Origin of the sequence: Halosegnis marinus, assembly GCF_029338355.1 — an archaeon.
In the GTDB taxonomy this organism is placed as follows: domain Archaea; phylum Halobacteriota; class Halobacteria; order Halobacteriales; family Haloarculaceae; genus Halosegnis; species Halosegnis marinus.
Genome location: NZ_CP119802.1, coordinates 2,010,884 through 2,029,922 on the forward strand (window position 1 = coordinate 2,010,884; position 19,039 = coordinate 2,029,922).

General features: G+C 70.4%; 24 protein-coding genes and 2 tRNA genes. 13 read left to right on the forward strand and 13 right to left on the reverse strand.

Going from position 1 to position 19,039, the window contains the following annotated elements; genetic code table 11:
- Nucleotides 1–26: 26 nt before the first annotated feature.
- From sufB to P2T37_RS11160, 5 genes are all read left to right on the forward strand, one after another.
- Nucleotides 27–1,457 carry a Fe-S cluster assembly protein SufB gene (gene sufB / locus P2T37_RS11140; protein WP_276234009.1) on the forward strand — a complete coding sequence of 477 codons (1,431 nt, stop codon included), beginning with the start codon at nucleotides 27–29 and terminating at the stop codon, nucleotides 1,455–1,457.
- Nucleotides 1,454–2,671 carry a Fe-S cluster assembly protein SufD gene (gene sufD / locus P2T37_RS11145; RefSeq protein WP_276234010.1) on the forward strand — a complete coding sequence of 406 codons (1,218 nt, stop codon included), beginning with the start codon at nucleotides 1,454–1,456 and terminating at the stop codon, nucleotides 2,669–2,671. The genes sufB and sufD overlap by 4 nt, the downstream gene beginning before the upstream one ends.
- Before the next feature lie 209 nt (nucleotides 2,672–2,880).
- The gene (locus P2T37_RS11150; RefSeq protein WP_276234011.1) at nucleotides 2,881–3,363 is read left to right on the forward strand and encodes a ferritin-like domain-containing protein; all 483 of its coding nucleotides are present in this window, start codon (nucleotides 2,881–2,883) and stop codon (nucleotides 3,361–3,363) included.
- A complete protein-coding gene (locus P2T37_RS11155; RefSeq protein WP_276234012.1) occupies nucleotides 3,360–3,809 on the forward strand; it encodes a metal-dependent transcriptional regulator in 450 nt (149 codons plus the stop codon). The genes P2T37_RS11150 and P2T37_RS11155 overlap by 4 nt, the downstream gene beginning before the upstream one ends.
- A 44-nt stretch (nucleotides 3,810–3,853) precedes the next feature.
- A tRNA-Gln gene (locus tag P2T37_RS11160) sits at nucleotides 3,854–3,926 on the forward strand.
- 27 nt (nucleotides 3,927–3,953) lie between these two features.
- On the opposite strand, the gene P2T37_RS11165 is transcribed toward P2T37_RS11160, so the two are convergent.
- Both P2T37_RS11165 and P2T37_RS11170 read right to left on the reverse strand, forming a co-directional pair.
- Entirely contained in the window at nucleotides 3,954–4,679 is a 726-nt protein-coding gene (locus P2T37_RS11165; RefSeq protein ID WP_276234013.1) for a GNAT family N-acetyltransferase, read from the reverse strand.
- Nucleotides 4,680–4,762: 83 nt separating this feature from the next.
- Nucleotides 4,763–5,482 carry an alanyl-tRNA editing protein gene (locus tag P2T37_RS11170; protein ID WP_276234014.1) on the reverse strand — a complete coding sequence of 240 codons (720 nt, stop codon included), beginning with the start codon at nucleotides 5,480–5,482 and terminating at the stop codon, nucleotides 4,763–4,765.
- Nucleotides 5,483–5,624: 142 nt separating this feature from the next.
- Here P2T37_RS11170 and P2T37_RS11175 point away from each other — a divergent pair, with 142 nt between their 5' ends.
- Nucleotides 5,625–6,326, forward strand: a complete 702-nt coding sequence (locus tag P2T37_RS11175; protein ID WP_276236172.1) for an HD domain-containing protein — start codon at nucleotides 5,625–5,627, stop codon at nucleotides 6,324–6,326.
- Here P2T37_RS11175 and P2T37_RS11180 read toward each other — a convergent pair.
- Both P2T37_RS11180 and P2T37_RS11185 read right to left on the reverse strand, forming a co-directional pair.
- On the reverse strand, nucleotides 6,323–6,988 hold the full coding sequence (locus tag P2T37_RS11180; protein ID WP_382211850.1) for a LysE family translocator: 666 nt from the start codon (nucleotides 6,986–6,988) through the stop codon (nucleotides 6,323–6,325). The two genes, P2T37_RS11175 and P2T37_RS11180, sit on opposite strands and share 4 nt — an antisense overlap.
- 58 nt (nucleotides 6,989–7,046) lie before the next feature.
- Nucleotides 7,047–8,237: a threonine synthase gene (locus tag P2T37_RS11185; RefSeq protein WP_276234016.1), complete on the reverse strand. Its 1,191-nt coding sequence runs from the start codon at nucleotides 8,235–8,237 to the stop codon at nucleotides 7,047–7,049.
- 84 nt (nucleotides 8,238–8,321) lie between these two features.
- On the opposite strand from P2T37_RS11185, the gene P2T37_RS11190 reads away from it, so the two are divergent.
- Complete coding sequence (locus P2T37_RS11190) at nucleotides 8,322–9,569, forward strand: NAD(P)/FAD-dependent oxidoreductase (protein ID WP_276234017.1); 1,248 nt, start codon at nucleotides 8,322–8,324, stop codon at nucleotides 9,567–9,569.
- Here P2T37_RS11190 and P2T37_RS11195 read toward each other — a convergent pair.
- From P2T37_RS11195 to P2T37_RS11230, 8 genes are all read right to left on the reverse strand, one after another.
- Nucleotides 9,566–10,252: a metallophosphoesterase gene (locus P2T37_RS11195; protein WP_276234018.1), complete on the reverse strand. Its 687-nt coding sequence runs from the start codon at nucleotides 10,250–10,252 to the stop codon at nucleotides 9,566–9,568. The two genes, P2T37_RS11190 and P2T37_RS11195, sit on opposite strands and share 4 nt — an antisense overlap.
- A 1-nt stretch (nucleotide 10,253) precedes the next feature.
- Entirely contained in the window at nucleotides 10,254–10,478 is a 225-nt protein-coding gene (locus P2T37_RS11200) for a hypothetical protein (RefSeq protein ID WP_276234019.1), read from the reverse strand.
- Nucleotide 10,479: 1 nt separating this feature from the next.
- Nucleotides 10,480–11,118, reverse strand: a complete 639-nt coding sequence (locus tag P2T37_RS11205; protein WP_276234020.1) for a J domain-containing protein — start codon at nucleotides 11,116–11,118, stop codon at nucleotides 10,480–10,482.
- Nucleotides 11,119–11,166: 48 nt separating this feature from the next.
- A complete protein-coding gene (locus tag P2T37_RS11210) occupies nucleotides 11,167–11,916 on the reverse strand; it encodes a proteasome assembly chaperone family protein (RefSeq protein ID WP_276234021.1) in 750 nt (249 codons plus the stop codon).
- A 62-nt stretch (nucleotides 11,917–11,978) separates the two neighbouring features.
- Entirely contained in the window at nucleotides 11,979–12,161 is a 183-nt protein-coding gene (locus P2T37_RS11215; protein ID WP_276234022.1) for an RNA-protein complex protein Nop10, read from the reverse strand.
- A 6-nt stretch (nucleotides 12,162–12,167) separates the two neighbouring features.
- Nucleotides 12,168–12,968 carry a translation initiation factor IF-2 subunit alpha gene (locus tag P2T37_RS11220; RefSeq protein ID WP_276234023.1) on the reverse strand — a complete coding sequence of 267 codons (801 nt, stop codon included), beginning with the start codon at nucleotides 12,966–12,968 and terminating at the stop codon, nucleotides 12,168–12,170.
- 95 nt (nucleotides 12,969–13,063) lie between these two features.
- Entirely contained in the window at nucleotides 13,064–13,255 is a 192-nt protein-coding gene (locus P2T37_RS11225; protein ID WP_276234024.1) for a 30S ribosomal protein S27e, read from the reverse strand.
- Nucleotides 13,255–13,536, reverse strand: coding sequence for a 50S ribosomal protein L44e (locus P2T37_RS11230; protein WP_276234025.1), 282 nt, complete (start codon nucleotides 13,534–13,536; stop codon nucleotides 13,255–13,257). Before P2T37_RS11230 ends, P2T37_RS11225 begins: the two co-directional genes overlap by 1 nt.
- Nucleotides 13,537–13,675: 139 nt before the next feature.
- On the opposite strand from P2T37_RS11230, the gene P2T37_RS11235 reads away from it, so the two are divergent.
- Both P2T37_RS11235 and P2T37_RS11240 read left to right on the forward strand, forming a co-directional pair.
- Nucleotides 13,676–13,942, forward strand: a complete 267-nt coding sequence (locus P2T37_RS11235; RefSeq protein WP_276234027.1) for an HAH_0734 family protein — start codon at nucleotides 13,676–13,678, stop codon at nucleotides 13,940–13,942.
- A 47-nt stretch (nucleotides 13,943–13,989) separates the two neighbouring features.
- A complete protein-coding gene (locus tag P2T37_RS11240) occupies nucleotides 13,990–14,715 on the forward strand; it encodes an SDR family NAD(P)-dependent oxidoreductase (RefSeq protein WP_276234028.1) in 726 nt (241 codons plus the stop codon).
- Here P2T37_RS11240 and P2T37_RS11245 read toward each other — a convergent pair whose 3' ends face one another.
- Nucleotides 14,716–17,031 (reverse strand): DUF2298 domain-containing protein, encoded by a 2,316-nt coding sequence (locus P2T37_RS11245; RefSeq protein ID WP_276234030.1) that lies wholly within the window; start codon nucleotides 17,029–17,031, stop codon nucleotides 14,716–14,718.
- Between the two features lie 129 nt (nucleotides 17,032–17,160).
- Here P2T37_RS11245 and P2T37_RS11250 point away from each other — a divergent pair, with 129 nt between their 5' ends.
- The 4 genes from P2T37_RS11250 to P2T37_RS11265 all read left to right on the forward strand — a co-directional run bounded on the left by P2T37_RS11250 (nucleotide 17,161) and on the right by P2T37_RS11265 (nucleotide 18,963).
- Nucleotides 17,161–17,562 (forward strand): hypothetical protein, encoded by a 402-nt coding sequence (locus P2T37_RS11250; protein ID WP_276234031.1) that lies wholly within the window; start codon nucleotides 17,161–17,163, stop codon nucleotides 17,560–17,562.
- Nucleotides 17,563–17,611: 49 nt separating this feature from the next.
- A complete protein-coding gene (locus P2T37_RS11255; RefSeq protein WP_276234032.1) occupies nucleotides 17,612–18,382 on the forward strand; it encodes a glycosyltransferase in 771 nt (256 codons plus the stop codon).
- On the forward strand, nucleotides 18,379–18,831 hold the full coding sequence (locus P2T37_RS11260; RefSeq protein ID WP_276234033.1) for a GtrA family protein: 453 nt from the start codon (nucleotides 18,379–18,381) through the stop codon (nucleotides 18,829–18,831). Before P2T37_RS11255 ends, P2T37_RS11260 begins: the two co-directional genes overlap by 4 nt.
- A gap of 57 nt (nucleotides 18,832–18,888) precedes the next feature.
- Nucleotides 18,889–18,963: transfer RNA gene (locus P2T37_RS11265), tRNA-Met, on the forward strand.
- Nucleotides 18,964–19,039: the final 76 nt, after the last annotated feature.

The following is a 19,039-nucleotide window of genomic DNA, read 5'->3' on the forward strand; positions in this document are numbered from 1 at the left end:
TAAGTGACCAACCCCAACACCCAAACATGAGTTCAGAACAGGACCAACTGAAGGAGACCGACACCGAGGCCCGCTTCGAGTTCAAGAAGGAGGAGAAGTCCGCCTTCAAGACCGGCAAGGGCCTCACGGAGGAGACCATCCGGGTCATCTCCGAGGACAAGGACGAACCGGAGTGGATGCTGGAGCGCCGTCTGCGCGCGCTCAAGCAGTTCCAGCAGATGCCGATGCCGACGGACTGGCCCGGCCAGCCGGACCTGAGCGAGGTGGACATCGACGAGATCGTCCCCTACATCCGGCCGGACATCGAGGTTCGCGGCGGCGCCGAGGACTGGGACGACCTCCCCGAGGAGATCCGCGACACCTTCGACAAGCTGGGCATCCCCGAGGCGGAGCGCAACGCGCTCTCGGGCGTCGGCGCCCAGTACGAGTCGGAGATCGTCTACCAGAACATGCAGGAGCAGTGGGAGGAGAAGGGCGTCGTCTTCTGCGACATGGACAAGGCGGTCCAGGAGCACGAGGAGCTCGTCAAGGAGTACTTCATGACGAAGAACGTCCCGGCGAGCGACAACAAGTTCGCCGCGCTCCACGGGGCCATCTGGTCGGGCGGCTCGTTCGTGTACGTCCCCGAGGGCGTCACGGTCGAGATGCCCATCCAGGCGTACTTCCGGATGAACTCCGAGGGGATGGGCCAGTTCGAGCACACCCTCATCATCGCGGAGGACAACTCCGAGGTGCACTACATCGAGGGCTGTTCCGCGCCCAAGTACAGCCACTTCAACCTCCACTCCGGCGGCGTCGAGGTGTTCGTCGGCGAGGGGGCCCACGTCCAGTACTCCACGGTACAGAACTGGTCGAAGAACACGTACAACCTCAACACCAAGCGCGCCATCGTCGAGAAGGACGGGACGATGGAGTGGGTCTCCGGGTCGATGGGCTCGAAGGCCACGATGCTGTACCCGGCCACGATTCTGAAGGGCCCGGGTGCGACGGACAACCACATCACCATCGCCTTCGCGGGCGAGGGCCAGAACATCGACACCGGCGCGAAGGTGTACCACAACGCGCCGAACACGAAGTCGACCATCGAGTCGAAGTCCATCTCGAAGGACGGCGGCCGCACGAACTACCGCGGCCTCGTCCACATCGCGGACGGCGCGGAGAACTCCTCGACCTCGGTCGAGTGTGACGCGCTGATGTTCGACAACGAGTCCACGTCGGACACGATGCCGTACATGGAGATCCAGGAGTCGAAGGTCGACGTGGCCCACGAGGCGACCGTCGGCAAGATCGGCGACGAGGACGTGTTCTACCTCCAGTCGCGCGGGCTGGACGACGACGACGCCAAGCAGATGATCGTCGCCGGCTTCATCGAGCCCATCACGGAGGAGCTGCCCATCGAGTACGCGGTCGAGCTGAACCGCCTCATCGAACTGGAGATGGAGGGGTCGCTCGGATGAGTACGGGCGTCCACGCGGCCATCGACGAGGCCACCGTCCGACAGCTCTCCGAGGAACTCGGCGAGCCCGACTGGCTCCTCGAAACGCGCCTCGACGCGCTCGCGGCGCTCTCGGACCTCGACTTCCCGGACGTCATCCAGACGCCCGGTCGCAAGTGGACGGACCTCGAGGACCTCGACTACGAGTCCCTCGTCGACCCGCTGAACGCGGCGGAGTCGAAGGACCAGGTCGGTCCCGAGGGCGTCGAGGTGCTCTCCTTCTCGGAGGCCGTCGAACAGCACGGCGACCTGCTGGAGGAGCGGTTCGGCTCCGTCGTCGACCCGAAGACGAACTACCTGACGGCGCTGTCGACGGCGCTGTTCTCGACGGGGACGGTCGTCTACGTCCCCGAGAAGGTCGACGCCGAGGACGTGAAGGTGCGCACGACGATGAACAGCCGTTCGCTGTTCAACTACACGCTCGTCGTCGCCGAGGAGTCGGCCTCGGTCACCCTGCTCGAACGGCAGGACACCGGTGACGCGGTCGACGGCTCTCGCTACTACAGCGGCGTCGTCGAGATCGTCGCGGGCGAGAACGCCTACGTCCAGTACGGCTCCCTGCAGGACCTCGACCAGGAGACGTACAACTACCAGATCAAGGAGGGTCGCGCCGGCACGTACGGCCAGGTCGACTTCATCGACTGTAACGTCGGCTCCCGGCTCTCGAAGTCCACCGTCGAGACGCACCTCGACGGCGACAGCTCCGAGACGAAAATCGTCGGCGCGTTCTACGGCCACGACGACCAGCACTTCGACATCGACGCGCGCGTCTGGCACCGCGCGGAGAACACGACGGCGGACCTCGTCACCCGCGGCGTCATCGACGACCACGCGCGCTCCGTCTACGAGGGCGTCCAGGACGTCGGCCGCGACGCGTGGAACACGTCGTCGTACCAGCGGGAGAACACCCTCATGCTCTCCGACGAGAGCGAGGCCGACGCCTCCCCGAAGCTCATCATCAACAACCACGACACCGAGGCCTCCCACTCCGCGACGGTCGGGCAGGTCGACGCCGAGGACATGTTCTACATGACCTCGCGCGCGGTCCCCGAGCGACGGGCCCGCAACATGCTCGTGGAGGGCTTCTACGTGCCCGTCCTCGAGGAGATCGAGGTCGACGAACTCCGCGAGGACTTCGAGTCGGTCGTGCGGACGCGCCTCGCGAACCGCGACTGAGCGCGTTCCGTCGACGCGTTTTCGTTCCGTTCTTCCCTACGAGCGGAGCCGCGGCTATTCCCCGTTCCGAATCCTCACGGTGAGCAACGCTTCCGGCGCGCCGTCGGGTCGCGAGAACCGCCGAGCGAAACGGTGCCGGTGCAAGCCCTTATACCACTACACCCCGGATGCGGTGACATGAGCGAGGTATCGGTCCGCGGGGTGGCCGCGTGAGCCTCTCGTACCCGGTGGCGAACGACCACCAGCTCGCGCGCCTGCTCCAGATCGGGATGGTCCTGGAGGAGGTCGTCGAGGCCCGCGCCGGCAAGCACTACGAGACGCTCCCCGAGGCCGAGCGCGACGAGACCATCGAGTCGCTGCTGGAGCACGCGGCGACGGAGTCGGCCGGCCACCGCCAGCGGCTGGAGGGGCTCATCGCCGACCTCGACGCCGACCCGGTGGCGTACGACGAGATAGAGACGCTGGTGGCGGCCCGCTACGAGGCGGACACCGACACCGACGGCGTGTTGTACGACCAGCTCGCGAACGAGGAGACCGCCTACAAGTTCTACGACGACCTCATCACGGCGGTCGAGCGCTCGGACGTGCGGTTCAGCATCGACCGCGACCGCCTGCTCGACACGCTGCGGGCGATCCGCGCGGACGAGGCCGAGGGCGTCGAGGAAGTGACCCGACTGATGGAGGCGCAATGAACACCCAACGACAGTACCTGAAGGCGATCTACCTGATACAGGAGGCGGAGGACGGGCCGGCGTCGACCGGCGACATCGCCGACACCGTCGGCGTCTCGCCCGCGAGCGCCAACGAGATGATCGGCAAGCTCCAGGAGCGCGGCCTCGCCGACCACGAGAAGTACAAGGGCGTCTCGCTCACCGACGAGGGCATCCGCGACGCCCGCGAGGCGCTGGAGACGTACTGCATCATCGAGCGGTTCCTCGTCGAGGTGCTCGAGGTCGAGGAGGAGGCGTTCCGCGGCGAGGCGAAACAGCTGGAGTCCGTCATCGACGGGACGGTCGCCGACCGCCTCGACACCATCATCGACCGCTCGGAGCAGTGTCCCGACTGCTTCGACGCCGAGGGCGACGTCTGTTCCCTCCTGGCGTCGGAACTCCCGGCGTCGTCGGGCGCGGCGGACTGAGAGGGCAAGCGACTTGTAGGCGACTTTCCTAAGACCGAACGCGAAGCTCCGTGGTGTAGTGGCCAATCATAGCGGCCTTTGGAGCCGCTGACAGCGGTTCGAATCCGCTCGGAGCTAGTATAACTATTCTTACACTTCCGCGACCTACATGTACGTCGCGTCCCACCGCGTCGCCTTGCGGACGTTGCCGCACTCCTCGCACTCCATGCGGCCCATCGAGTCCATCGAGACGACGAGCGCGCCGCAGTTGCCACAGGAGAATCCGTAGCGGTCCTCCCGGCGCTCGTCGCTGTAAACGACGTACAGCGGCCCCTTCGAGCCGCGGTCGGAGTCGTCGCGGTCCACGTACAGCGGGGTGCCGTCCGGTCCCGCTATCGTGGCGAGTTCCGAGGGGGCGCGCTCGGCGTAGATGTTCTCGATGTAGTCGGTGCCGTCGATATCGACGTGGCGGTCGCCGACGTGGTAGAAGCCGAGGTCCTCGTAGAAGGCGTTCCCCTCGCGGTTGTCCTCTAGCACCATCCCCCGGACGGACTCGACGCCGCGGTCGGAGAGCGCCGCGTGGGTCGCCTCGAAGAAGTCCTCGCCGATGCCCCCGCCGCGAGCCATCGGGTCGACGTGGAGCCAGAGGATGTCGCCCTGCTCGTCGACGACGGCGCTCTCGGAGAAGGCGACGACGCCGTCGTCCGTCTCGGCCACGAGCACGAGCACCTCGGGGTCGCCGAGCTTCTCCGCCAGGGTGTCGTCGTCGTACCACCCCTCGACGGCCCCGCGGATGGTCTCCGGGCTGAGCGAGTAGGAGGCCTCCATCGACGCGTTCGCCACCGCCCGGATCGTCTCCGCGTCCTCGACCGTCGCTTCCCGTACGTTCATGTCAACTCCTACGGCAGCCTCCGTCAAAAAACCGCGCTCGATTCGACAGCCGCTGCGTGTTCGTAAAGAAACGCGCCGCCCGGTCAGTCGAGCCGGAACCGGACGCGCTCCTCGCCGGCGCCGGCGGTCTCGCGACCGGTGACGGTCACCTCCCCGATAGCCCCCGTCGCGGGGACGTGCGTGCCGGCACAGGCCGTCCGGTCGAACACCTCGCCGTCGGGCCCCTCGATCTCGACGATGCGGAGTTCGGTGATGGAGTCGGGCAGCAGTTCGATGCGGGTGCGTTCGGGGTCGAGTTCCGCCTCCGCGACCTCGCGGTCCATCGTGTACCACGTCACGGGCGTGTCGGCCTCGACCAGCGCGTTCAGCCGCGCCTCCACGTCCGCGAGGTCGGTCCCGGTGAAGCGGTCGCGGGCGGCGTCGAGGCGGGCGTAGTCCGTGTATATCTGGTTGCCGGTCGTCTCGGCGTCGAACTCGTCGAGCAACACCGCCGACAGCAGGTGTTGGGCGGTGTGGTAGCGGGTCAGCGTGTCGCGGCGCTCGCCGTCGAGTTCGCCGCGCACGACCGTCCCCTCCGCCGGCGGCTCCCCAGAGACGTGGTGGTACACCGTGTCGCGCTTCTGCACGTCGGTCACGGTCCACGCCTCGCCGTCGGCCGCGAGCGTTCCCCGGTCGGCGGGCTGGCCGCCGCCCTCGGGGTAGAAGTGCGTGCGGTCGAGGACGACCCGGTCGTCGAGCGCGCGGGTCACCGTCGCGTCGAAGGTACGCACCGAGGAGTCGTCGAGGTAGAGCGCGTCGGTCACGCCCGTCGGGAGGGGTGCGGCGTATTTAGGCGCTGTCGTGTGCTACGGGGTGGCGCGCCTGTCGTAAACCTGAAGAGACGGAACCCCGTCCGTTCGAGTAAGATGACTATCGTACGTGCGGTTTCCACCGGGGGCGGTTCGGATGGGCGTTGAGATACGCGAGGAGCCCGTTTCCGACGAGGAGTTCGAGCGGATGAAGCAGTTCGTCCACGACTACCTGGAGGCCTCCGTCGAGAACGAGGAGGAGGGCGGGCGGATGCGGTGGTACCCGTGGCACTCCGCCGACTACCGCTTCAACCACATCCTCAACGTGACGGAGCTCGCGACCCACATCGCGCGCCGCGAGGGGGCGAACGTCGACGTGACCCGCGTCGCCGCCCTCTTTCACGACATCGCGAAGCTGGAGGCCGACCAGGACGTCCACGCCGAGTCCGGCGCGGAGGTCGCCCGCCAGTACCTCGAAACGCAGGGCGAGTACCCCGACTCGTTCATCGAGCAGGTGTGTGCGGCCGTGCGCGACCACTCGTACCAGGGCGACCTGAACGACGTCCCGCTCGAAGCGCGGTGTCTCATGGAGGCCGACCTGCTCGACAAGGTGGGCGCCAACGGGACGACCCTGATGCTCCTGCGGATGGGGTACGAGGCCCGCACCCACATGGACTCGAACGAGATGGTGACGCGCGTGCTCGAACGCGGCGAGGACGCCGTCTCCCGCGTCGTCTCCGACACCGCCGAGTCCATCGCCCACCAGCGCATCAAGCGCGTCCGGTGGTTCAAGGAGTGGCTCGAAGGGGAGATATCCGACATGGACCCCGTCGAGCCGCCGGTCGAGGACCCGCGCTAGACGAACACGGAGAGGGCGTCGTAGAGGAAGTACGCCCCGAACCCGGCCAGCACCAGCGCCGACAGCGAGGCGACGGCGGGAGCGAGCGCGTCCACCCGGTCGCGCGCCGCGGTCAGCGCCGCCGGGAAGCCGGTCACCCACAGGCCGATACCGACGAACAGCCCGACGAGCAGCGCCGGCGACCCCGTTCGAACGACGAACACGTCGGCGAGCGACGCCGACAGCGGCGCGAGCACGTCCACGGTGCCCGGTTCCAGCAGGCCGACGCCGACGGTGAGCCAGAACAGTATCTGGTAGGGGTTCGTCAGGGCGAGCACGAACGCCTTGCGGAACCCCTTCCCCTCGTTGGGGGCGTCCGCCTCGGTGTAGCTCGCGCGCGCCTCCGTCGCCGCGCCGTACGCGAAGTACAGCATCAGCAGGCCGCCGACGAACACCATCGCCGCGCGCAACAGGGTCAGCCGCTCGACGACGGCGACGACGCCCAGCAGCGCGAGGACGAAGAAGACGAAGTCGGCGAGCGCCGCGCCCAGCCCCGCCCGCGCGCCGGCCGCCCAGCCCCGGAGGACGGACTCCTCGGCGATGACGGCGTTCATCGGCCCGGGCGGCGCGGCGAGCGCCAGCCCGAACGCGACGCCGGCGACGAGGGACACGGCCGTCTGTATCACTGTTCGTCGGTGGCCCGCTCGCGTGAAAGAGGTTGTGAGACGCCGCCGCGCCGACTCAGATTCCCTTGCTCATCAGGTGCGAGCGAATCACGTCGGCGTCCTTGCTCCCGGCACCGGTGTTGAGTAGGACGACCGTGTCGTCCTCGCCGAAGTCGCCCCGCTCGGACAGTTCCCACGCGCCCGAGGCCGCGGCCGAACAGGTGACGCCCATCTCGACGCCCTCGTGCTGGGCGACGGTGACCGCCGAGTCGAGTATCTCCTCGTCGCTCGTCGCCACCGCGCCGCCGCCGGACTCGCGCAGGGCCTCGAGGATGAGCGGGGACGCGCCGGGGTCCGGTATCTCGATGCCGCCGCAGATGGTGTCGGGCACTTCCCACGCCTCGTGGACCTCCTTCCCCTCGTCGAACGCCTTCACGACCGGGGCACACCCCTCGGACTGGGCGGCCCACATCGCCGGCAGGTCGTCCGTGAGGCCGAGGTCGCGCAGTTCCGTCGCGGCCTTGTGCATTCCGACGAGGCCGACACCCCCGCCCGTCGGGTAGACGACGTGGTCGGGGACCTCCCAGTCCATCTGCTCGATTATCTCGTACAGCATCGTCTTCTTCCCCTCGTGGCGGTACGGGGTGACGAACGTCTTGACGGAGTGCCAGTCGTCGTGCTCGGCGAAGGCGTCCTCGTAGGCCGCGCCGGCGTCGCCGATGCGCCCCTCCACGACGGTCATCTCGCCGCCGTGGACGTTTATCATCGCCTTGTTGATGAACGACGCCCGCGAGGGGACGAAGACGTGCGAGTCGAGGCCGGCGCGCGCCGCGTATGCGCTGGCGGCCTGCCCGGCGTTGCCCGCCGTGGCGAGCGCCACGTCCGTCGCGTCGTGCCCGACCGCGGCCGTGACGGCGAGCGCCTGGCCGCGGTCCTTGAACGTCCCCGTCGGGTTACGTCCCTCGTCCTTGATGAGGACGCGCCCGACGCCGAGTTCCTCGGCGAGACGCGGGGCCTCGACCAGCGGCGTCGAGCCCTCGTCCATCGTCACGGCCGCCTCCCGCGTGAACGGCATCAGCTGCTCGTAGCGCCACAGCCCCGGGCCGTCCCCGGAGAACGTCTCCCGGGTGAGGTCGAGCGCGTCGTAGTCGTAGTCGGGGTCGAGGATGCCGCCGCAGTCCGGACAGCGGCCGGGCGCCTCGGCCGCGTCGAACGTCTCCCCGCAGTCCACGCACGTCAGGCCGACGAAGGCCGCGGTCGTCTCCATACCCCGCCTAGCGCCGCGCGCGACTAACCTCTGTCCGTTCCGGCCGACGGGGGCGCTTTTGTCGCCCGCGCCCGAACGCCGCGTATGCACGCAATCGTCGCCGGGGCCGGCCTCTCGGGGCTGGTCGCCGCCGCCCGCCTCGCCGAGGCCGGCCACGAGGTCACCGTCCTCGAAGCCAACGACGAGGTCGGGGGGCGCGTCCGCTCGACCCACGAGGACGGCTTCACCTTCGACCGCGGGTATCAGGTGCTGTTCACGGGGTATCCCGCGGTCCGGCGGGAACTCGACCTCGACGCGCTCGATATCGGCGAGTTCGTCCCCGGCGCGACGCTCGCGCGCCCGAACCACCGCTCGACGCTCGCGGACCCGCTGCGCGCGCCCTCGACGCTCGTCGACACCGTCCTCAACCCCGACGTGAAGCTCCGCGACAAGGTGAACACGTTCCGACTCCAGCGCGCCCTCGCCCGCCGCGACCCCGAGTCCCTGCTCGACGGCGACGGGCGGGACATCGAGACGTACCTCGCCGACGAGGGGTTCTCGCGGGCGTACGTCGAGCGGTTCGTCGCCCCCTTCTACGGCGGTATCACGCTCGACCGCTCGCTGTCGACCGCGGCCGGCGTGTTCGCGTACACCTACAAGATGCTCTCCGAGGGGAAGATCGGCCTTCCAGCGGGGGGGATGGGCGCGATTCCCGAACAGCTCGGCGCCCGCGCCCGCGAGGCCGGCGCGAGCATCGAACTCGGCGCGGAGGTCGCGGCCGTCGCCCCGGACGGCGACCGCGTGACCGTCGAGACGGCGGGCGAGACCATCGACGCGGACGCGGCCGTCGTCGCCACGGACCCGAAGACGGCCGGCGACCTCACCGGCGTCGCGACCCCGACCGGGGCGAAGGCCTGCGTCACCCAACACCTCTCGCTGCCGGCCCACCGGGACCTCCGCACCGGGCGGCGCATCGTCCTCAACAGCGCCGACGACCGGCCGAACACGGTGTCGCCCACCTCGGAGGCCCAGCCGGCGTACGCGCCCGACGACGAACAGCTGTTCGTGGCGAACTTCCTCGGCGAGCAGGACGCCTCCGACGAAGAGCTGGCCGACGAGGTGCGCGACGCGATGGCGTCGTGGTTCCCCGAGGCGCGGTTCGACGACCTCGAACTGCGCCACACGGACCGGGTCGACTTCGCGCAGTTCCCCCAACCGCCGGGCTTCCGCGACGACCTGCCGGCCCCCGACGCGCCCGAGGGGAACGTCGTCCTCGCGGGCGACTACACCCGGTGGTGTTCGATTCAGGGGTCGATGGAGTCCGGAAAGGTCGCCGCGGACCGCCTCGACTAGAGCAGGCGCCGGAGCTTCCCGAGCGGCGGGAACGTCAGCGTCTCGTCGCCGTCGGCGTCGCGCACGACGGGTCGGAGCGCGTCCGCGTCCGTCACGAGCGGCGACTGGAAGTCGCGGGCGCGCATCCGGTTGACGACGACGCCCGGCGCGAGCGGCGTGAACGCCGGCAGCATCAGCAGGTCCGCGTCCCGATAGACGCCGTCGCCGCGGAGGTAGCAGGGCCGGCGCTGCCCCTCTATCTCTATCGCGGGGTGGTCGTGGCCGACGAGGTAGCCCGCCGCCTCGGTCTCCGGCGGCTCGTGTCCGTGACAGACGACCCAGTCGCCGACGCGATACTCCGTCGCGGTCGGCCCGTCCCACACCTCGTCGAGCATCGTGTCGTGGTTACCGCGGACGACGACCGCGCGCGCGCCGGCGTCGCGGGCCGTCGTTTCCAGCGCCGAGAGCGACTCCATGACCCCCCGCGGGAGCGTCGAGAAGGAGTGGAGCAGGTCGCCGGCGACGACGACCGCCTCGGGGGCGAAGCGGTCGCACAGCGCCGCGACCCGCCCGGTGATGTCCTCGTGTTCCCCGAGACGGAGCTCCACGGCGGAGGTCTCGTCGCGCCCGAGATGCACGTCGGCGACCACGAGGGTGTCGTGGTCCGGGAGGAAGGCGGCACGGTCGCGGTACTCGACGCGCACCTCAGGGGAGGGGCACGTCGGCGTCCGCCTCCTTCGCGGCGCGCGACAGCGCCTCGTAGTAGGTCGCGGCGTCCGCCTCGAAGACGAACGTCGCCAGCTCCTCGTGGCCGAAGTCCTGTGCGAGGAACTGGGCGCCCATCCAGTTGGTCGGTTGTTCGAGCTCGCCGCTGTCGAGCAGGTCGGCCAGTTGCGATACCACGTCGTCGGTGATGGGGACTCTCGTCATGTCATGCCTCGGCGCGCTGTTTCGCGGCGGTGTACGCCTCGCGGACGCGCTTGAACTCGTCGCGGTCGCCGCCGTGGTCGGGGTGGACCTCCTTCACCTTCGCGCGGTACGCCTCGCGCACCTCGTCGGCGCTCGCGCCGGTCGGGAGCCCGAGCGTCGCGAAGGCGGCCTCGCCGGGGTCGCGCCCGGGGACGCCCGCGCCGATACCGTCCGTGGGGTCCGCGCGGCCGTCGTCGCCGTCGCGGGGGTCCGGCGTGTCGAACGGGAGCCGGTAGCCGAGGTTGACGCCCGGCATCTCGTGTTCGACGAGCACGGCGTGGGTGCCCGACCGCTCGATGCGGTAGAACGCCCGCGCGTCGAAGGTGATGGCCACGTCGCGTTTCGGCAGGTAGAAGGCGACCGTCTCGTCCTCGACGGGGTGGTTCTCGGCGAACGGCTCGCCGATACCGTCGAGGTACTCGCGTATCTCCGTGCGGCGGCGGGTGTCGCCGTCGAACCGCCCGGCGGGGTCGCGCGCCCTGGTCGGGAACAGCCGCATCCCGACGAGGAACACGCCCGCGGCGCCGAGGCTGGCGAGCAGCCCCAGCGCGACCCCGAGCACGAGCCACTCCGGGAGCCCGCCCAGTACCTCCGTGAGCACACCTCCGATAGGCGAACCGCGCATAAGAATCCCTCGTCCGGGGCCGTCTCAGCCGATGTACCGCAGGTCGTCCTCGCTGGGCGCCTGTGCGGCCTGCATCTCCTGCATCTTCTCCATGACCTCCTCCATCTCGTCGGCGCGCTCCTCCAGCGAGGCGTAGTCCACGTCGAAGCCGACCAGTTCGCCGAGCGCCTCCAGCACGGCGCGCGCGCTCTTGGGGTCCACGAGGTAGCCGGAGGTCTCGCCCATCAGACAGCCGGCCGGGAGGCCGCGCCGCTCGCCGAGGCCGAGCACCAGCCCGGAGATGCCGACGACGCCGCCGGCCGGCTCGTCGTCGCGGAACTCCACGTCGACCGACTCCATCGGCTCCAGGAGCGCCTCGTCGTTCACCGCGCCGACGACGGCGTACTCCTCGATGAGTTCGCCCGTCGGCACGCCGCCGAGCGCGTAGGCGCGCTCACAGCCGAACTCCGCCGCGATGTCGAGGAACAGCGACGCCGTCCGGTAGTGGCCCGGGCCGTCGCCGGCCTGGTGGTCGCCGGTGAGCACGAGCAGGTCCGTTCCGTCGGCGTCCACGGCGTGGAACTCCGCGGCCGCGAGCGACGCGATCCCGTCCTCGACGGTCACCTGCGGCGGGAAGTGTTCGGAGTACACCGTGGCGACGCGCTCGCTCTCGAACTCCTCCAGGAGGTGTTCGGCCGCGAGCTTGCCGACGTGGCCGACGCCGGGCAGTCCCTCCACCAGCACCGGCGCGTCGAGCGCCGGGTCCGCGTGTCGCTCGACCTCGAACTCGTCCATACCCCGTGTTGCGGCCGTGGCGGCATAAGTGAGGTTCGGTCCGACCGCCCCGGTCGGCCCCGTTACTCGCGGGCCCGTCGCTTCGCGCGCCGGCGGTACTCCCCGTAGCGGTCCTCGGGGTTGTACGGGGCCGGCGCGCTGTTCTCGGCATCCGCGCCGCAGTCCGGGCAGACCCCGGCGAGCGTGTAGACTGGGCGGTCGTGTTCCGTCCGCCACGCGCTACAGACGCGGATGTCCGACTTCATCCGTCGCTACTCCTCGTCGGTGCGCCGCTCGCGGTGGAAGTCGGCCGTGCCGCCCGCGGCCTCGATAGCCTCCGTCGCGCGGGCCGCGCTGGCCTCCAGTTCGGTCTCGGCGGTCTTGTAGTTGGGCGCCTGCACGCGGATGCGGTACTCCGGCGCGCCGACGTAGGTGACCTCGAGGTCTATCTCGTCGGGCACCTCGCCGTTCCCCCCGGCGGCTTCCAGCGCGCCGCGGATGTCCTCGACGCCGTCGGCCGCGGTGGAGGTCAGGTCGACGTAGCCGGTGACCTGGACGTACGGGACGGAGACGTTCTGGCGGGCGGTGTCCACGAGCGCCTCGACCTCGTCGTCGGTGAGGTCGAGCCCGTCGAGCGCCCCGGGGCCGTGGATGGCCGCCTGCTCGAACCCCTCGTAGAGGCCGCCGAACTCCCCGACGAGCGCGTTCGCGACCGTCGAGTACTGCTCGTCGGACACGTCCTCGCCGAAGGCCAGTTCCATCCACTTGTCGGCCTTCCGCTCGTTCTTCCACTCCTGTATCTTGTCGGAGCGCTGGTGGTCGTTGACGTCCTTGATGGAGAGGTCGATCTGCTGGCTCGACTCGTCGACGTCGAGCACCTTGCAGACGACGACCTGTCCCGTGTTGACGTGGTCGCGGACGTTCTTGATCCAGCCGCTCGCCACCTCGGAGACGTGGACGAGCCCGCGCTTGTCCTCGTACTCCAGCATGTCCACGAAGACCCCGAAGTCCTCTATCTCGTCGACCTCGCCGACGACGAGCTCCCCGGATTCGGGCCAGCCTGAGTATTGCATATCCGTGGGTAGCGCGTTGGGTCGGATAAAGGGTTCGTAAGCCCGCGAGGCGGTGGCTGGCGGGGTTGAAGACGGACGCAGAAGGTGACGCCCGTTTACGCGAGCGCGTCGGCGGTGCGGTCCTCGACGACCTCGACGACCTCGCCCTCCAGCTCGGCGATGCCGCCGGTCGGGTGCGCGAGGGTGTGGCCGCACACCGCGCAGGCGACCTCGCTGGAGACCTTCTCGAAGACGACCTGTTCGTTCTCGCAGTCCGGGCAGGCGACGCGGAAGAAGCTCCCCGCCATTATTCCTGGAACTCCAGTCGGCCGGCGCGCCATCCGGGGCGGAGGTGGGCCTTGCCGCAGTCGGCACAGCGGTACTTGAGGTTCGTCTTCTTGGTCGGCTTGTCGCCGCCGGGCACCTTCGAGTAGCGCCCCGCGTTGCCGATGACCGAGCGGCCGCGGCGCGTCTTGCGCTGTTCGAGCGTCATCCCTGACGTGCGACCGCGTCGGACCTTCTCCACCTCGTGCTCGTGGTGGGTGTTGCAGTGCGGGCAGTACGTGTTGAACCGGCGTGGCATCTGCATGGTTGTTGGGCGACCGTAGCGGAGCCGCCGATAAAAGGCGTGTGGTTCGCCGCCTCCCTGTACGGCGACCCGTCGTCCGGGTCGTGTCGGCGGCTGAGGCTTCGAAGCCCTTACTACGGGTTCGCACGAAGCCGCGGCCATGAAGCGACTCATCATCCACGGCGACCCCGGCATCCGCAAGGACGCGGTCATCGAGGTCGACGGTGAGGAGTACACCTGTTTCTCCGTGACGCGCAACGGCGACTGGCACGGTCCCGAGGAGGTCCAGCTGTGGTGTACCGTGGGCGACGCCGACGAGCGCGAGGACTTCGCGCGCCGGAACTTCATCCCGATGCACCTCGACGTCGTGGACGTGGACGCCGGGGCGGTCACCGTCGTGAAGGCGAAGGGCGACCTCGCGGTCTGACTCCGCCGAACCGCACCGTTCAGTACCCCTCCCCCGCAGGTGGCGGTATGAGCGACACGAAGCGGGCGGTCGTCGTCGGCGCCTCCTCTGGCATCGGCGAGGCGCTGGCGCGGCGGCTCGCGGCCGACGGCTACGAGGTCGGGCTCTGTGCCCGCCGGCGCGACCGGCTCGTGGACATCGGCGACGACCTGCCGACGAAGGCGTACGTCGCCCGCATCGACGTGACCGACACCGAGGACGCGCGCGAGGGCTTCTCCGAACTGACCGACGCCATGGGGAGCGTGGACCTCGTCGTGGTCAACGCCGGCGTCGGCTACGAGAACCGGGAACTGGACCCCGAGCAGGAGCACGCCACCGTGGCGACGAACGCGCTCGGCTACACGACGATGGCCGTCGCCGCGATGCGGCTGTTCGAGGAGCAGGGCCACGGTCACCTCGTCGGTATCTCCTCGCTCGCCGCGCACTTCCCGAACGGCGCGACGGCCGCGTACAACGCCTCGAAAGCGTTCGTCACCCGCTACACCGACGGCCTGCGCTACCGCGCCCGCGGGCTCGACGCCGACGTGGCCGTGACCGTCATCGAACCCGGGTTCGTGGACACCGACCTCGCGGGCGGCGACCTCTGGAAGTGTTCGCCCGAGACGGCCGCGGATCACATCATCCGCGCGGTCCGCAAGGAGAAACGGCACGCGTACGTCACCCGGCGGTGGCGCGTCGTCGCGTGGCTGTTCGCGCTCATGCCCGACGCCCTCGCGCGCCGGCTGTTCGGCTGACTACCCGGCCGACTCGGCGACGTATATCGTCACGCCGCCGCGCTCCACCACGCGTAGGCCCGGCAGGTCGCCTATCGTTATCTCGCCGTAGCGCGCGCGCTCTGCCGGCCCGACGTAGACGTACTCGACATCGTACTCGTCGAGGAGCGCGCGCTGTTCGGCCGGCGTCCCGGTGTAGATGGTCTCAACGTCCGCGACCCGGGTCCCGTACGCCTCGGGGCTCCGGTACTGTCGCTCGTGGAACCACCCGGCGACGGTCGGCACCCCCGTGAGGCTCGCGGGCGCGCTCGCCCCGTCGCCGCCGCTCGGGTTCCACCGGTAGCCGGCGGGCGCGGCGGTGACGATGGTCGGGCGGCCCTCCAGCGCGTCGATGTAGTCGATGGCCGGGGCCTCGGCGGGGTGGGTCACGTCCACGAACGCCGTCGCGTCGAGCGTCGGCCCGAGTTCGTTCGCCGTGGCGCTCCCGGCATCGACGTGGGCCGGCACCGCGAGCGCGGCGTAGACGCCGGTCGTGAGGAGGAGGACCGCGACGAGGACGCGGCCGGCCGTCCCGACGCGCGCGCTCCCGAACGAGGGTGCGGCGTCGCGGCCCGCGGCCGCGAGCCGCGTCAGCGCGACGCCCGCGGCGGGGGCCCACAGCACCCACACCTGCGCGTACGTCTTGAACACGGTGTTCATCCGGTCGAGGCCGGTGCCGGCGTACTGCGGTTCCGCGACGTAGACGTACTCGACGAGGAGGACGATGCCCGCGCCCGCGACGACGAGCATCGTCTCGAAGCCGACGTCCTCGCGGGCACGGAGCAGGAGCCACGCCGCGAGCAGGACCGGGCCGACCAGCGCGACGGCGTTCGCCCCGAGGCCGAGGCCGGCCAGCAGGAGCGCGACGGTCCCGGCCAGCGCCGCGGTCCGCACCGCGGGCGCGGCCTCCCGGCCGACGGCGACGAGGTAGGCGACGAACGCGGCGAGGAAGCCGCCGTGAACGACGACGAGGCCGCCGAGGCTCGCCCCTGGGGGGAACAGGCCGATAGGCCGACCCGAGGCGGTGGAGAACCAGAACGGCGCGACCCAGACGACGGCGAGCAGGAGGACGCCGGCTGCGAGCGCGAGCGCCGTCCCCGAGCGGGCGAGTTCCGTCCGGAGGAGGGTTCCCGCGGTGACGGTTCCGCCGTCCGTCTCCGCGCCCTCCGGCGCGGCCTCGACCGACGGCAGGGCCGCCCGAAGCCGAGCGGGGAGGAGCGTTCGCGGGTCCGCGGGCGCGAAGGTGAGCGTCAGGAACGCGAGGCCGAGGGTGACGCTCGGGAACGACCACGTGTTGACCGTGGCGACGTAGCCCCCGAGCGGGGGGAGCAGGCCGAACACGAGCAGCCGTCGGCGACCCACCTCGGCCTCGGGGGTCCGCCAGTAGGCGTACAGCAGGGCGACCCCGAGCAGGAGGAAGTTCGTGCTCATCATGTGGGCGTGGAGGTCGCCGTTGAGCCAGGCGAACAGCGGGAACTCGTTGATGGTCCCCTCGATGACGCGCGAGGCGGGCCAGTAGTAGAAGTCGCCCGGCGTCCACGCGAGCGCCTCCTCGACGGGGAGGCCGAGCGCGGCCACGACCGGGCGCGCCAGCGCGTCGGGGAGCGTCCAGACGAGCAGTTGCCCGGCGGTGTAGAGGTTCGCGGCGAGCGCGACGAAGAAGGCGCCGAGCGCCCCCGCGACGCGCCCCGAGACGCCGTGGTCGGCGGCGACGGTCGCGGCGATTCCGTACGCGGCGGTGACGACGGCGGCGTAGAAGCCCGCGAGCGCGAGGTTGTACGCGTAGCGTGCGGGCGTGAAGGTGAGTTCCGCGAGCAGCGCCGCGAGGACGTGGCCGCCGTAGTAGTAGCGCACCGACTCGCCCGCGAACCACATGTCCTCGGGCGGGAGCGCGTCGGCCCGTAGCAGCGACTTGAGCAGGCCGAAGTCGAGGAACTTCTCGCCCCCGATGGGCGTGACGGCGGGGTCGAGCGCCCGGAGCGCGACGACGAACAGGAAGGCGAGCGCGAAGACGGCGGCGGGCACGGCGGCGCGCCGCAGGTCGGCCGGACCGTCGCTCGCGCGGTAGGAGACGAACGCGAGGACGGCGAGCCCGGCGAGGGCGGCGGGAAGCCCGAACGCGCCCGGCAGGTGCCCCACGAGGAAGCCGACGAGGCCGAGCGTCGCCAGCGCGAACGGGACGGAGAGCGCCGCGCCCCGGTCGCGGAAGCCGCCGAACAGCCGGCCGACGACCGGGAGCGCCGCGAGGCCGAGCGCGAGGTAGGTGACGAGCCAGACGGCGACGTAGCCGTACTCCATTACCGACGACACGGCCCCGCCGCGAAATACGTCTTGTGGACGCAGGCGGGCGATTGAACGGTGTAAACGGCGGGCGAACGGTCCGAACGGAGACGGCGCTTGATGGGGGAGTCCGTTCACGTCCCGTGTATGACCGACCCCGACGGACGCCGTCCGCCGGTTCGTGCCCGCACCCCCGAGCGCGACCGGCCGGCGATGGCTACCGACGCGGTTCTCTACTCCCCGGAGGCCGATGACGAGTACGAGCGCCCGCTGTGTGGCCTCGACGTCCGCATCGTCCCCGACGACGAGGTGGCGCTCGTCGTCGCGCCCGAGGCCGACGCGGAGCGCGTGGCGCGGCTCGAACGCCTCGTCGAGTTCGACATCGCCATGAACTGCCGGTACGGGAGCGCCGCCGCCGGCCGGTGTGACCCCTCGACGGACGACCGCCTCTGTGAGCTCTCCGCGTGTCTCGGCACCGACGCGCTCCGCGTCGCCGAGCGGGGACTCCTCTCGCCCCGCGGCGGCGGCTCCTGCCCGACGTTCGGCTGAGCCGGCGGCCATCGAACGGCTTTTCATCGCCGCCCCGGCAATCGCCGGTATGAACCGGTCGCTCGGGGTCGTGGTTCCCGCCTTCCAGCCCGACGTCCGGCGGCTCGAACGCTACCTCGCCGCCCTCCGCGAGGAACTGTCGCCCGCCGTCGTCCGGGTCGAACTCGACGACCCGGACGAGGACACGCTCGCCGCGGTTCGGGCGCTCGACGCCGAGGTACACGCCGTCCCCTATCGCCGGGGGAAGGGCGCGGCCGTCACCGCCGGCTTCGAGGCGCTGGACACGGACGACTACTGCTTCCTCGACGCCGACGGCTCGACGCCCGCCGCCTCCGCCGCGCGCGTGGTCGCGGCCCTCGACGAGGCCCCGGTCGCCGTCGGGTCACGCCGGCACCCGGACGCCCACGTCGCCGGCCACCAGACGGTCGCGCGCCGCTTCCTCGGCGACGGCTTCGCGTGGGTCGCGCGGCGCCTGCTCGACGCCGACCTCTACGACTACCAGTGCGGCGCGAAGGCCGTCCGGGCGGAGGCCTGGGAGCGCGTGCGCGACCACCTCTACGAGCCCGGGTTCGCCTGGGACGTGGAGTTCGTCGCGATGGCCGCCGCGCTCGGCTACCGGGTCGCGGAGGTCCCCATCGAGTGGGAGGACGCGCCCGGCTCCACCGTGGACCCGCTCCGGACCGCCCTCGACATGGGCCGGGCGCTCTTCGTCGCCCGCCACCGCGCGAAGCGCCTCCAGAACAGTCGGCTCCACGACGCGCTGGCCGCGAGCCGCGCCGACCCCGTCGCGCTCGTGGACCGGGAGGAGTCGGAGCGGTGAGCGGTCGCCAGCGGCTCCGCGCGCTCGCCTCCGCCGGACGGCTCGGCCGCTTCGTCTCGGTCGGCGTCGTCGGCGCCGGCTTCGACATCACGACCTCGACGCTGCTGCGCGAACTCGGCGTCTATCCCGAACTCGCGGTGTTCGTCGGCATCGAGGTGGCCGTCGTGGTGATGTTCCTGCTCAACGACAACTGGACGTTCGCGAGCGAGGGGCGCGCCGGCGTCGGCAACGCGCTCCGGCGGCTGGCGCGCTCGAACCTCGTCCGCGTCGGGGGCATCACGGTCCAGCTCGTCACCTTCCGCGCGCTCTACCGCTGGACCGGCGTGGAGCTCTCGCTCCTCGGCATCGACGCGTGGTTCGTCGCCGCGAAGGTCGCCGGCATCGGCGTCGGCATGGTCGTCAACTACGTCGCGGAGAGCCTGTTCACGTGGCGCGTCGCGGGGGAGTAACACACAGCCGGCGGTCGAATGACAACCCTTATCCGAAGCCGTCGGATACGAGATAGTAGCGGGATGGGATAGCCAGGAGATTCCGCCGGGCTCATAACCCGGAGATCGGTAGTTCAAATCTACCTCCCGCTATGTTCTCGTCGTCGCCACCGTCCGAGCGCCGAGCAACGCGAGGCGCGAGCCGGCGACGACGGCATAGCGACGGAGT